The sequence below is a fragment of the Reichenbachiella sp. MALMAid0571 genome, assembly GCF_040151475.1.
Lineage (GTDB): Bacteria > Bacteroidota > Bacteroidia > Cytophagales > Cyclobacteriaceae > CAXBNB01.
In genome coordinates this window covers 79,536-91,628 of the sequence record NZ_JBDKWG010000120.1, presented here as the reverse complement: position 1 = coordinate 91,628, position 12,093 = coordinate 79,536, and the positions used below count along the sequence as shown (strand labels likewise).

Below are 12,093 nucleotides of genomic sequence, written 5' to 3'. Positions count from 1 at the left end.
ATCGTTCTTTCAGGTAGGTTTTTTAATACTGTTGAGTTGGTATAGCTGCCATCAACATTGATACATAAGCTACGATGCTGGTGATCTTGCTGATCAAGTTTGTCCCTTAAAGCCTTTATCTTTAAACTACCCTGCAAACTCAACCGTGATTGTTTTTTCACTTCCTTATAGGTCTGTATTTGTTCTTGAGTAGCTGTTTTGACAGGTTTCTTTGCTGTGGGGCAATGGTGAAAGCCTATAGGAATGGAACGTGATTGGTGAGGAGCCCGGCTATCAGGAATGGCCATGGACAATTGAATAAATCTTTGTCCCCAAATGAAATTGGTATGAAAAGGTGGCCCGAGTGGATCTCTGCACCATGAGGTGCCTGGTATCTTTTTACCTGTTTTCTTCACTACTCTGTCATCCATATGGGCAATAATGATTTGGTTATCATCGAGCTGTTCTATAGCGTTTTCAATACAAACATCATTTAGTTTTTCTATGTTTATGCGCTGTTCACTGAACAAACGGTAAAAACATGACCAATCCATAAATTGATGCCCACTGGCTGTCAACATGCCTGAAACGGTATGCCGTCCCAAGCATGCTAAATTGCCATAGACCAGTTGCCTGGCTTTTTGAGCAGTCCTTGATTGAGAGAAAGCATCTGAGCTTTTCTCAAAAAGCTCGTCCAGTTCTCCAATTATGGAAGTGGCTTGACTTGAAGTTTTTTTTTAAGACCTGATACTGCCTCATTACTTCTGGTCAATACAAGTTTTTGATGGTCGTCAATAAGCCATTCTACCGTTTCGCCACGTTCAAATTCCATGGCCTGTGCTAGCGCAGATGGAAAATTGATATACCACTGCTCGCTCTTTGCCCTTTTGATGAGCTGAATTTTAGTTGGAAATCCCATGATTTTATATCTAGCTGTATAACTAGATATAAAACTAACAAAAAATGCTCATTAATGAGCATGAAAGCTATTATTTTCACTCAAAACCACAACGGATGGTTATTTATCTAGTTAATAGCTAAAGTCCAGATTTGGGATGTATCCCAAACCATTCTATCTTTTCTGTAAGCCCAGCTTTCTGAAGTCAAATTTTTCAACCCTGGCATTGATATCCCTGGTTGAGAGTTTGTAGTAGTGCTTAGTGGTCCTTTCGTCAGTATGCCCGGCCTAACGGCCACAAATTGGGTTTCTATGCCCCGGCTTTCCCAAAATTGTATGCTGGAGTGACGAGCCATTTTGTTGTTTAGGTTTCTTCCAATCCCAGCCAGTTTAGCCAGTATCTTCAGTTTATCATTGTATTTTTGGTCACTGATCAAATCCGGAAAAACATACTCCGGATCCAAACCCTTTTGTCCTTCAATAATGGCAATAGCATGTTTGAATTTGTGTACAGGCACTATATAACCCTGTTCATTTTTGAATCTCGATCCTACAATCACATACCCCAGATCACTGGATTTGATTTCATCCCACTTTAGTTTTCTCAGGTCGGAGTAATAAAATCCGGCAAAGAAACACATCAGCCAATGCTTCCTGGTATCTTCCAGATCCAACCTGTCTTCAGGGAGCTGCACATTTATCAATTCTAAAATCTCTTCTATCTCCAGATGGTCACGTTTAGGTTTCGATCTTTTTGCGCCTAAATCCACCTCGTAGAAAGGATCCTTTTCCAGATATCCATGCTTTACAGCATGCTTAACAATTTTTTTAAACGGGTCGAAATATTTGATCACTGTAGATCCGCTTAACCCCAGGCCTGTAAGATATCTACCAAAGTCCTGAAGCATGGGTTCGTTTATTGCCCGGAGTGGGATGCTTGAATTGTAGTTATTCAGGTGCATTTGAAATGTCTTGTACTTCTTTATGGTGTTCATGCTATTGAACTTGACTTTAGGGTCTTTGAAGTAATTTTCAATGTACGCATTTAAGGTATTGGAAAAATTCCTTTTGTTCATGAAGTCCGCAATTGCCTTTAGGTCCACAACATGCCCCATAGCGGTAAGTCGGTAAATAAACCCATTGATAGCATTTACTTTATCACCGATTATTTTATTGAGTTCAAAATTATGTGGGTGTGACTCCTTTACCCATTTATCCGTTTTACCCGACCAGTATTTCAAAGCAAGTTTTTGATCTGTAGAAAAGTATTTGGGTTTTCTATTGATAATTACCCGAATGTCAATATTATATAAGCCAGATTTGGTTTTTATATTGTTTCGATTGATTACCGGTGTAACTGAATGTCCCATGATTTTTCAAACCTACACAATAAAAATATGTAAACAAATAGTGAAACAATTACCAAAAACAAACGAAACAGAACGTAAAGTAAAACTTTAAAAAAGTAGGTTTAAGGCATTAAAAAAGCCAACTTTATGTGAAGTTGGCTTTTGTTTGGTGTTGTTAGAAGTGGTCTCACCAGGAATCGAACCTGGATCTAAAGTTTAGGAAACTTCTATTCTATCCGTTGAACTATGAGACCGGTCTATTTGACGGCAAAAATAAATAAATTCTAATTTCAAATAAGATCGAAATCAGTAAGATTTTGATAAATGGCATTTACAGATCGGTAAGATCAAAAGTATCCATAAAGGCAGTGGTGAATTTTCCTGACTTGAATTTTTCGTCATCCATCAATTTGATATGAAAAGGAATAGTGGTTTTTATACCCTCAATCACAAATTCTTGCAAAGCCCTTTTCATCCTAACGATCGCTTCTTCCCGGGTTTGAGCAGTTACGATCAGTTTGGCAATCATTGAATCATAATTTGGGGGAATTGTATAGCCGGCATAAACATGGCTATCCACCCTTACACCATGCCCACCAGGTAAGTGTAGATTGGTGATTTTCCCGGGACAAGGCCTGAAATCTTTTGTAGGATCTTCGGCATTGATTCTACACTCCATAGAATGTAGTTGAGGGAAATAGTTATTCCCAGAAATCTCAACTCCTGCTGCTACTTTGATTTGTTCTTTTATCAGGTCAAAATCGGTAACCTCTTCGGTGATAGGGTGTTCTACCTGAATACGGGTATTCATCTCCATAAAGTAGAAATCTCCGTGTTTATCAACAAGAAATTCTACGGTACCGGCACCTTCGTATTTAATAGCTTCAGCTCCCAAAATAGCGGCTTTTCCCATTCTTTCTCTTAATTCCTGATTAACAATGGGTGAAGGGGTTTCTTCTGTAAGCTTTTGATGTCTTCTTTGTATGGAACAATCCCTTTCAGACAAATGACAAGCCCTACCATTTTTATCTCCTACAATTTGTATTTCAATGTGCCTTGGCTCTTCTATAAATTTTTCCAAATACAAAGCATCATTTCCAAACGCTGCACCTGATTCTTGTCTGGCATCATCCCATGCCTTTTGAAATCCGGCATCATTATGGACAATACGCATGCCTCTACCTCCACCTCCGGCAGTTGCTTTTAGAATCACCGGATACTTAATTTGGTTGGCAATCTTGATCCCTTCTTTTACAGAATCCAACAAGCCATCCGAACCGGGAATGGTAGGTACTCCGGCTTTCTTCATAGTATCTTTGGCAGTAGCTTTGTCGCCCATGCGGTCGATCATATCTGCACTGGCACCAATGAATTTAATACCGTATTCTTCACAGATTTTAGAAAATTTGGCATTTTCAGAGAGAAAACCATAACCGGGATGGATAGCATCTGCATTGGTTATTTCTGCTGCTGAAATAATATTAGGGATGTTTAAGTAAGATAAATTTCCAGGAGGAGGCCCAATACACACTGCTTCATCTGCAAACTTTACATGTAAGCTTTCTGCATCAGCGGTAGAATATACTGCTACAGTTTTGATGCCCATTTCTTTGCAGGTCCTGATAATTCTCAGGGCAATTTCACCTCTGTTGGCTATTAATATTTTTTTAAACACTTTTCGGAAGGTTAAGTGATAAAATCAGAAAAAGAGAAAATTAAAGCTCCTGTTAGGAAGGATCCACCAAAAATAAAGGCTGATCGTACTCAACGGGTTGAGCATTTTCTACCAATATTTTTACGATTTTACCAGAAACTTCCGATTCGATTTCGTTAAACAATTTCATGGCCTCAATGATGCATACCGTTTTGCCGACAGATACTTCATCTCCAACAGAAACAAATACATCAGATTCAGGGTTTGCCGAGCGATAGAAAGTCCCAATCATTGGAGATTTGATCTCAATATAATTAGTAGATGCAGTATTTGCTTCCACAACCGGAGCAACAACGGGTGCTGGAGCAGCAGCAACGGGTGTAGCAGCCTGCACTGTAGGAGCTGTTGACACGGATTTTTCTATTACCTGAGTTTTACTCCTTTTAATCTTTATTTTCAATTCTTCAGTTTCAATATTTACTTCTTCCAGCCCGGAAGCTGATAGAAAGTCAATAAGGTCTTTGATTTCCTTTATCTTCATAGGTATGTGCTAATTATTATTCGTAATTAAGAACGTCAAATTTAGGTATAAATAGTATTTGTCGGGTAAATAAGCATGATAAATTCCGCTATCCATAAATAAGGATATAAGCTCCATCAACTCTTTACTTTACCCTTTCTGAATATTGCCCTGTTCTGGTGTCAATTTTGATTCTTTCATCAGTGTCGATAAAAAGAGGCACCTGTACAGTAGCACCGGTATCAACTGTTGCTGGTTTGAGTGCATTGGTGGCAGTATCTCCTTTCAAGCCAGGTTCGGTATAGGTTACAGTCATTTCTACAAACTGAGGCAACTCACATCCCAAAATCAGTTCTTCTTCTGCATGATAGATAACCTCCACTTCCTGCCCGTCTTTTAAAAATTGTGGTGCATTTATTAAAGACTCTTCAATGTTTACCTGCTCAAAGGTATTGCTGTCCATAAAGTGGTAGCCCATGTCGTCTTTATAAATAAATTGATAGGCTCTTCTTTCAATCCTTGCTGTGGTTACCTTTACTCCGGCAGTGAAGGTATTGTCAATTACTTTTCCGGTTTTTATATTCTTTAGTTTGGTTCTGACGAAAGCCGGCCCTTTTCCCGGTTTTACATGTTGAAATTCAACAATTGAATACAACCCATGATTATATTCAATACACATTCCATTTTTAAAATCTGCTGTAGATGCCATGTTTCAATGATCAGTTTGTTTTCTGAATAGGATAGTTTTTTATTTAGGGTCGTATGCCCATTTTAGGTAAAGAGATCCCCAGGTAAACCCACCACCAAAGGCAGCCAACACAAGGTTGTCTCCTTTTCTAAGTTTACTTTCATAATCCCAAAGACAAAGCGGGAGTGTCCCACTTGTAGTATTCCCATATCGCTCAATATTCATCATTACTTTTTCATCTTTTACACCCATTCGTTTGGCTGTAGCATCGATGATCCTCTTGTTAGCCTGATGCGGCACAAGATAAGCAATATCTTCTCCCTTTAAATTGTTCTTTTCCATTAGTTCTGCAGCCACATCAGCCATATTGGTTACGGCAAACTTAAATACCGCAGAACCTTCCTGTACCACATAATGGTCTCTGTTTTTCACAGTTTCTATAGAAGCTGGCATCATGCTGCCTCCTGCGTTCATATAAAGGTGCTTTACTCCCGATCCATCAGATTTCATGATAGAATCAATGACTCCATTACCTTCCTCATTTGGTTCAAGCAATACAGCTCCTCCTCCGTCACCAAAAATAATACAGGTAGATCTGTCTTCGTAATCTACAATTGACGACATCTTATCTGCGCCTATTACAATTACTTTTTTGTATTTACCAGTCTCAATAAACTGTGAGCCTGTAGCCAGAGCATATAAGAAGCCCGAACATGCTGCAGCCATATCAAAACTGAATGAGTTGATGGCACCAACCTTGTCTGCAATAATATTGGCTGTCGCAGGAAAGAGCCTGTCAGGGGTAACGGTGGCACACAATATAAGGTCAATATCCTTAGGGTCAGTATTGGTCTTTTCAAGTAGTCCTTTTACGGCCGCTGCTGCAATCACAGATGTACCCTGCAATTCTCCTTTTAATATTCTTCTTTCTTTTATACCTGTTCTGGTTGTGATCCACTCGTCGTTAGTTTCCACCATAGTTTCCAACTCAGCGTTGGTCAATACATAGTCTGGAACATAACCCTGTACTCCTGTAATAGCTGCTCTGATTTTACTCATCTGATAAGGGTATTGATTTTAGAATTAAGTAGGAAAATTCATTAAAAAATTCGAAGCAAATTAAATAAAATATTTTTAATCGAACCGTTAGGTTCAAAGTTGAAAAACCCAAATCCGATTAAACAAAGAAAGTCCCGCAAAACGGGACTCAAAATATTTTATCAAGTCAGGGTAGCATTAAGCTACAGCTTCTTTTTCTATTACAATTTTTCCTTTGTAGTATAAATTTCCTTCATACCAGTAGGCTCTATGCGGAAGATGAGCTTCACCTGTAGTAGGACAAATCATGTAAGTTTTAGCCTCACACTTATAATGCGTTCTTCTTTTGTCCCTTCTCTGTTTTGAAATTTTGCGTTTTGGATGCGCCATTTTTGTACTATTTTAATTTTTCAAATTCTTTAATTGCTGTAATGCTGCCCATCTTGGATCAATATCTTCTTCCTGACTTTCACTTTCATCATCTTCAGAAGAGTATATCAACTCCATGCCTTCAGCATCATCTTCCCCAAACTTAGGATGTAACCTTTTCATCGGTATGGCTACATTTATAAATTCAAGGATATTTCTTTTTACATTAAAAGTCTGAATTCCATATGGAACAATCCACACATCATCTCCACTGTCATCCAATTCATCTCCATATTTCAGGATCAGTCTTTCATTGATAGCAAGTGGAAACATAAACTCCTCCAGACTTCTATCACAAACCAACTCCACTTCACCTTTTATTTCAAACAAAAGAGTTATCAAGAGTTCTGATTTTTCTAAAGTGACCTTGCACAAGCCTTGCCCCTTTTCTACTATCTGCTCTTCTTCTGCTTCTTCCACCTCGAAAAGTTCATCGCTGAACTCAAACTCGAAATTATGGACTCCAAGCCGCAATCCATAAACATCTATATCGTAGGCCCTTTCGCTCTTTTTACTCATTGCTTCGAATAAAGTCCGCAAATTTAGAGATATAATTTGAATTAAAAAATTCTTGTTGGATTTTAACACATTTGCCATAATGATAGCTTCATATTTATCGAAAGAGGCGGTTTGCTTGAGCTGAAAAGAATTACATAAACCTGCTGATTGTACTTGATTAACTATCGGTATAAAGTTAAAATGTTCCTATCAATTTGACTTTGAAAAAAAAGAAGGAATATGGCTTACAGTCCTTGTTGCTTAATATATTTTACTCAAATAAAGTTTTTATTGTATTCATTGGTAAGAACATTTTCCCACTGTCAGGAAGTTTAATAAACCCATACTTGTCATAAAACTGTTCCGCTTCATCATCTATAGGGTCAACTACCACTGCAAAAGAACCTACACTTTTGGAGATTTCGTAACTCCTTCTTAATGCGTCCACCAACAACAACTTTCCAATTCCTTTTCCTTGAAACCTATTGTCTATTGCTAATCTACCAAGCAGGGTAGTTGGAATAGAATTGTATGATTTTGGTAATTTTTTCTGAAATCTTTCTGGTATCAGGATTAGAGGAATACTGTTATTTGCCAAAGTGTAATAACCTTTTATTAAATCTGTTTCTTCATCATTTAGAACAAAACAAGCAGACAACTTTCTTTTGATATCCTGATTGGCTTGTTTTTGAAAGTAATTGTCAAGCAAACCTTTGCCACAACAAAATTCTTTTTTTCTATGACTGGAATTTAGGACTTCTGTTAGTTCTTTCATTCAGCTAAAAGTGATTTGTATTCACTAGCTGCCTTGGTAAGATTTTTATTTGCTTTTGGCGCATGGGTAATGGCGTCAAAAAATATTTCACTATCCCTTTTTGAAGCAACTATTTGCTCATTCTCCGATATGATTTCTTTAGCTTTTTCCTGAACGGTCAAAACGACAAAATCAGTTAAACTTCTATAGCCACCAACTTGTGCCGCTCTTTCGAAGAACATTTTTTGTTCTTTTGATAAACGAGTGTCAAATCGAGCTTTTTCTTGTTTCAATGCTTTTGTTGCCATAATTAGAAATTTACATTCAAACAAATGTACGCTATAATACCGTACTGATTAAGTATTTGAAGTATTAATTTCGGTGATGTTATTTTTATTTTAGTGTAGGTAGAACCGTACGTACACTTTTAATCCTAATTTGCTGATGTCAATAAATCCAATGATTAGTCCGAGTATTAAGAAACCTGGATCTATGAATATAATAACTATGTTTATCATTTACGTAAAATTTTTACGTATTTGCTTGGGCTAAAACATATCGCTCTAGAAACTATATCTCTTTTATGCCTTTCTCAAATCTAATGAATTTTTAGTTTCGTTTCATCTTTTTCATCATCCCACGTATGTTGTATTTGTCTTACTGAAATTACTACCAATTCACAAAAAATCAAACTACCAAGCTGAATTCAGCACAAGTCAATATCTTTACCTTTTCACTTTTTGATTCATCAACGTTATGAAAAATCCCCACACCTCCCTGTTTCTGATTGCAGTATTCTTTTTCCTGAATGTCATCCATATTTCCGCACAAGATCCTGAGCGGTTTAAGGATCAGGTAGAGATGCTCAGTCACAAGAAATACAAATTCAAGAAACAGGATGAAGTCATTCTTTTTACGGGCAGTTCGAGTATCAGAATGTGGAAGAATATTCAAGAGTACTTTCCTGATAAAAATGTGATCAATACTGGTTTTGGAGGCTCTCAAATGAGCGACCTCCTGTTTTATTCCAAAGCATTGATTTTCAAATATTCTCCCAACAAAGTATTTATCTATGAAGGAGACAATGATTTAAATGACAATAAATCTCCAGACGAGATAATGGCTACTACCAAAACACTGGTCGCTCAAATAGAAGCTAAATTAAAGGGAGTGGAAATAATATTTATTTCTCCTAAACCAAGCCTTTCCAGATGGCCTTTAAAAGAAAAATATGAGGCACTCAATAGAATGATGGAAGATTATTGCAATACCAAAGAGAGCCTGTTTTTCGCAAATGTATGGGAGCCAATGCTCGGTGAAAACGGTAAGCCAATGGAAGACCTATTCATCCAAGATGGACTTCACATGAAGCCCGCTGGATATGATATTTGGGCTAAAGTGATAAAGGAATTTTTGTATTAGGGCAAACGCAATTAAAAATTCCACTATCCCCGGACTTCTGGGGTCTGTGAGAGTTGACTGTAATTTCGAGGGATACCGCAACTTGTGCGGTAAGGAGGTTTTGTTTTTAAATGCGTTTGCCCTGTTTTGTGTATTGATATACTGAAGGAACGTTTTACTCCGCTCAGAAGATTCGTTCTACAGACACACTTACTTCGTCCAGATCAAGCATGGCATTGATCAAACTTACCTTTTCGAAAGTGCTAATTGACTCAACTGCTATATCGGCTTCTGTCAATTTAGATTCCTGAATCAGCCTTTGGCGTTTTACTCCGTTTAACAGTGGCTTCTTGGGAGTGGCCCAATTGATACCATCAAAGAAAGCCAGGTTGGCAAAATAGGAATCGGTACAAAGACCATTTTTTACAATAATAATGTCATTGTAGTTTTCCCTAAGATCAAATAATTTTGTCAATTCGGAACGGTCTTCATACTTAAAGGCATAGTCTATATTGTCTCCATGTACAACCTTCAAACTATTTATATCCTTTTTTACATAAGGGATAAATTCTGACAAAACGGAAGCATCGTCATACACAATACGGGCTTTAAATTTTCCGGATTTGGGGATATTTGTCAGGTGATCTTTCAGCGAAATGGGAGTACCGGAAAAGAACCGCTGACAAGTTTTGTCAATCCTTTCCTGATGGAGATTTAGGTTTAGTAACTCTCCGTCAATGCAGCAAATACTTTCAATAAATCGGCACATATACTTTGTCAATCATTTCCTGATATTCGGATTTCGGGTTGCTCATTGAGTGAATGCCCCCGCCACTTTTAAATACCATCTGTTCACCTTGTTGCTCTATAAAACGGATCATTACCCCACTGTCCATATTTCTGCCATCAAAAACACCAAATACTCCTGTATAATATCCCCGATCGTAGTTTTCTGCCTTCTTTATTATCTCCAGGGTTTTGTGTTTTGGTGCTCCGGAGATCGAACCTGCTGGCAGCAAAGAAAAAAGCACTTCACCCATATTTTTGAGTTCCTGATCTCCCAGTAAGCCGGAAATTTCAGAACTTACCTGAAGCAATTTTTTTTCATGAGTTTGCACTTCATCGATGTATCTAAACCGATCCACTTTCACCTGTTGGGCATAAATACTCATATCGTTTCTTATCAAATCGACGATGGATACATGCTCTGCCATTTCCTTTGTGTTTTCTAAAATGGAAGCTTCCGCATTGTCCAGAGAAGCATCTATTGTACCCTTCATCGGAAAAGAAGATATTTTATTTCCTCTCAACTGTAAGAATATTTCCGGCGAAAAAACCACAAACTGATCCTTGATCCAAAGCTTGAATTTTGCTTTGCTTCGAAAAAAAATTTCTTTGAGTGTGTGGTTGCAGGTAATGGGCGTAGGGAAGGTGAGGTTGGTAAGGTAAGAATTCCCAACTTTCAATTCATGATGCACTTCGTTGAATATCTTCTCGAATTGCTCGTATGATATAGGCTCTTTCTTTAAGGTAAATTTTTTATCAGAAACAGGGGTTTCTACGAAATTCTTGCACCCGTTTACATCAAAAAGTATTTCTTCCGGGTTGACCTGACTGAAGGGGAGTAAAAGATTTTTCTCACAAGCAAAATCGGTTACAAACAGGAAAGGTTTGGCTTTTTCAACCAAAGCATTAAACTGTGAAATTGCATCAGCCTTAGTCAGCGTCATTGTTGTACTTTTTGCCTGTTATTCTGCTCCACATTTTCTTTTCAAATTCCCAAAAGAAAGTAAACTGACCAAAGACAAATCCATAGGCCAGCAGTATGATGTTGTAAACAGGCAATATGAACATATAGTAAAGAATGGAATAGAGGAGACTACTTTCTTCTGATCCGGCAATCCATGCTACTATTGGTTTTTTGATGAAAAGAATAGTAAAACCAGTACAGGCAAATACCACCAGTACGATTACTACCTGATACGTACTTTTGAGATTCCAACGGGTTTTCAGTTTATCAAACATACCAATATAACTATAAGAGCCTGTTGATTTTTTTATCGCTCATTTTTTTATCCAAAACAAGGTATTGTTCCCAAAAATCATTTTTAGGAACTCCAGCCACTACTTGTACAGGTTCTTTTTTTACCGGATGAATAAAATCCAAAGTTCGGGAATGCAGGTTGATGTTTCCGTCCTGATTTGGTTTGCTAAAACCGTATTTCAAATCTCCTCTGATAGGGCAACCCATGGATGCAAGCTGCACCCTGATCTGGTGAGGCCTTCCGGTCAGCGGCCTTACTTCAAGTAAATAATGGTCGTTGAGTTTTCCCAAAACCTCATATTTCAGTTCTGCCTTTTGGCTACCTTCTACTTGTCCATCGTAAGCAGTGGTTATATTTTTAGAAGTATCTTTTTTGAGCCAGTGCACCAGCTTATCTTCCTTCTGGGGAGGCCTGTTTTTCACAACTGCCCAATAAGTTTTATTCACTTTTCTATCCTTGAAAAGTTTGTTCATTCTTTCCAGTGCCTTAGATGTTCGGGCAAAAGCAATGGCACCACTTACCGGCCTGTCCAGTCTATGCACACAGCCCAAAAACACATCTCCGGGCTTACCATATTTCTCTTTGATGTAGTCTTTGCAATAGTCCAACAGCGGTTTATCCTTTGTTTTATCTCCCTGTACAAGTACACCGGGTTCTTTATCCACCACCAGTAGATGGTTGTCTTCATACAGGACTATAAATGGTCTTTTCATAAGTTGCGCAAGTTAGAAAATCGGCAGGTGATAACCTAAAAAACGATTCTGTGGGAGATGCCAAAGTACTTAAATATGTATGCCCGGTAGATATCACATTTATGTATGACTATTGTTTTCAATAATT

16 protein-coding genes and 1 tRNA gene are annotated in these 12,093 nt (G+C 37.9%); 1 reads left to right on the top strand and 16 read right to left on the bottom strand.

Features of this window, described 5'->3' with window-relative positions:
* The 12 genes from AAOP42_RS08675 to AAOP42_RS08620 all read right to left on the bottom strand — a co-directional run.
* A partial coding sequence (locus AAOP42_RS08675; protein WP_502947650.1) for a hypothetical protein occupies positions 1-608 on the bottom strand: 608 nt, incomplete at its 3' end.
* 77 nt (positions 609-685) lie between these two features.
* Entirely contained in the window at positions 686-898 is a 213-nt protein-coding gene (locus AAOP42_RS08670; RefSeq protein WP_349528095.1) for a hypothetical protein, read from the bottom strand.
* Positions 899-1,005: 107 nt separating this feature from the next.
* Entirely contained in the window at positions 1,006-2,247 is a 1,242-nt protein-coding gene (locus AAOP42_RS08665; RefSeq protein WP_349528094.1) for a phage integrase SAM-like domain-containing protein, read from the bottom strand.
* A gap of 161 nt (positions 2,248-2,408) precedes the next feature.
* Positions 2,409-2,480, bottom strand: a tRNA-Arg gene (locus tag AAOP42_RS08660).
* A 77-nt stretch (positions 2,481-2,557) separates the two neighbouring features.
* Complete coding sequence (accC, locus tag AAOP42_RS08655) at positions 2,558-3,901, bottom strand: acetyl-CoA carboxylase biotin carboxylase subunit (protein WP_349528093.1); 1,344 nt, start codon at positions 3,899-3,901, stop codon at positions 2,558-2,560.
* 52 nt (positions 3,902-3,953) lie between these two features.
* Positions 3,954-4,421, bottom strand: a complete 468-nt coding sequence (gene accB, locus AAOP42_RS08650) for an acetyl-CoA carboxylase biotin carboxyl carrier protein (protein WP_349528092.1) — start codon at positions 4,419-4,421, stop codon at positions 3,954-3,956.
* Between the two features lie 124 nt (positions 4,422-4,545).
* The gene (gene efp, locus AAOP42_RS08645) at positions 4,546-5,109 is read right to left on the bottom strand and encodes an elongation factor P (RefSeq protein ID WP_349528091.1); all 564 of its coding nucleotides are present in this window, start codon (positions 5,107-5,109) and stop codon (positions 4,546-4,548) included.
* Positions 5,110-5,148: 39 nt separating this feature from the next.
* Positions 5,149-6,147: a beta-ketoacyl-ACP synthase III gene (locus AAOP42_RS08640; protein ID WP_349528090.1), complete on the bottom strand. Its 999-nt coding sequence runs from the start codon at positions 6,145-6,147 to the stop codon at positions 5,149-5,151.
* A gap of 177 nt (positions 6,148-6,324) precedes the next feature.
* A complete protein-coding gene (rpmF, locus tag AAOP42_RS08635) occupies positions 6,325-6,516 on the bottom strand; it encodes a 50S ribosomal protein L32 (RefSeq protein WP_349528089.1) in 192 nt (63 codons plus the stop codon).
* A 12-nt stretch (positions 6,517-6,528) separates the two neighbouring features.
* Positions 6,529-7,074, bottom strand: a complete 546-nt coding sequence (locus tag AAOP42_RS08630; RefSeq protein ID WP_349528088.1) for a YceD family protein — start codon at positions 7,072-7,074, stop codon at positions 6,529-6,531.
* A 250-nt stretch (positions 7,075-7,324) separates the two neighbouring features.
* Positions 7,325-7,828, bottom strand: a complete 504-nt coding sequence (locus AAOP42_RS08625) for a GNAT family N-acetyltransferase (RefSeq protein ID WP_349528087.1) — start codon at positions 7,826-7,828, stop codon at positions 7,325-7,327.
* Positions 7,825-8,115: a type II toxin-antitoxin system TacA family antitoxin gene (locus tag AAOP42_RS08620; protein WP_349528086.1), complete on the bottom strand. Its 291-nt coding sequence runs from the start codon at positions 8,113-8,115 to the stop codon at positions 7,825-7,827. Before AAOP42_RS08620 ends, AAOP42_RS08625 begins: the two co-directional genes overlap by 4 nt.
* A 448-nt stretch (positions 8,116-8,563) precedes the next feature.
* Here AAOP42_RS08620 and AAOP42_RS08615 point away from each other — a divergent pair, with 448 nt between their 5' ends.
* Positions 8,564-9,229, top strand: a complete 666-nt coding sequence (locus AAOP42_RS08615) for an SGNH/GDSL hydrolase family protein (RefSeq protein WP_349528085.1) — start codon at positions 8,564-8,566, stop codon at positions 9,227-9,229.
* Between the two features lie 163 nt (positions 9,230-9,392).
* Here the strand turns inward: AAOP42_RS08615 and AAOP42_RS08610 are convergent, their stop codons facing one another.
* Genes AAOP42_RS08610 through AAOP42_RS08595 form a run of 4 tightly spaced genes read right to left on the bottom strand, consistent with a single transcriptional unit; the run spans position 9,393 to position 11,966 of the window.
* The gene (locus AAOP42_RS08610) at positions 9,393-9,977 is read right to left on the bottom strand and encodes an aminotransferase class IV (protein WP_349528084.1); all 585 of its coding nucleotides are present in this window, start codon (positions 9,975-9,977) and stop codon (positions 9,393-9,395) included.
* On the bottom strand, positions 9,961-10,938 hold the full coding sequence (locus tag AAOP42_RS08605; protein ID WP_349528083.1) for an aminodeoxychorismate synthase component I: 978 nt from the start codon (positions 10,936-10,938) through the stop codon (positions 9,961-9,963). Before AAOP42_RS08605 ends, AAOP42_RS08610 begins: the two co-directional genes overlap by 17 nt.
* Positions 10,925-11,233, bottom strand: coding sequence for a DUF6787 family protein (locus AAOP42_RS08600; protein ID WP_349528082.1), 309 nt, complete (start codon positions 11,231-11,233; stop codon positions 10,925-10,927). Before AAOP42_RS08600 ends, AAOP42_RS08605 begins: the two co-directional genes overlap by 14 nt.
* A 10-nt stretch (positions 11,234-11,243) precedes the next feature.
* On the bottom strand, positions 11,244-11,966 hold the full coding sequence (locus AAOP42_RS08595) for an RluA family pseudouridine synthase (RefSeq protein ID WP_349528081.1): 723 nt from the start codon (positions 11,964-11,966) through the stop codon (positions 11,244-11,246).
* Positions 11,967-12,093 lie beyond the last annotated feature (127 nt).

Coding starts and splice junctions, on each gene's coding strand:
- AAOP42_RS08670 (WP_349528095.1), bottom strand. CDS start 898: ATGGGATTTCCAACTAAAATTCAGCTCATCAAAAGGGCAAAGAGCGAG.
- accB (WP_349528092.1), bottom strand. CDS start 4,421: ATGAAGATAAAGGAAATCAAAGACCTTATTGACTTTCTATCAGCTTCC.
- AAOP42_RS08665 (WP_349528094.1), bottom strand. CDS start 2,247: ATGGGACATTCAGTTACACCGGTAATCAATCGAAACAATATAAAAACC.
- AAOP42_RS08625 (WP_349528087.1), bottom strand. CDS start 7,828: ATGAAAGAACTAACAGAAGTCCTAAATTCCAGTCATAGAAAAAAAGAA.
- AAOP42_RS08600 (WP_349528082.1), bottom strand. CDS start 11,233: ATGTTTGATAAACTGAAAACCCGTTGGAATCTCAAAAGTACGTATCAG.
- AAOP42_RS08620 (WP_349528086.1), bottom strand. CDS start 8,115: ATGGCAACAAAAGCATTGAAACAAGAAAAAGCTCGATTTGACACTCGT.
- AAOP42_RS08630 (WP_349528088.1), bottom strand. CDS start 7,074: ATGAGTAAAAAGAGCGAAAGGGCCTACGATATAGATGTTTATGGATTG.
- AAOP42_RS08605 (WP_349528083.1), bottom strand. CDS start 10,938: ATGACGCTGACTAAGGCTGATGCAATTTCACAGTTTAATGCTTTGGTT.
- AAOP42_RS08595 (WP_349528081.1), bottom strand. CDS start 11,966: ATGAAAAGACCATTTATAGTCCTGTATGAAGACAACCATCTACTGGTG.
- AAOP42_RS08610 (WP_349528084.1), bottom strand. CDS start 9,977: ATGTGCCGATTTATTGAAAGTATTTGCTGCATTGACGGAGAGTTACTA.
- AAOP42_RS08640 (WP_349528090.1), bottom strand. CDS start 6,147: ATGAGTAAAATCAGAGCAGCTATTACAGGAGTACAGGGTTATGTTCCA.
- AAOP42_RS08615 (WP_349528085.1), top strand. CDS start 8,564: ATGAAAAATCCCCACACCTCCCTGTTTCTGATTGCAGTATTCTTTTTC.
- rpmF (WP_349528089.1), bottom strand. CDS start 6,516: ATGGCGCATCCAAAACGCAAAATTTCAAAACAGAGAAGGGACAAAAGA.
- efp (WP_349528091.1), bottom strand. CDS start 5,109: ATGGCATCTACAGCAGATTTTAAAAATGGAATGTGTATTGAATATAAT.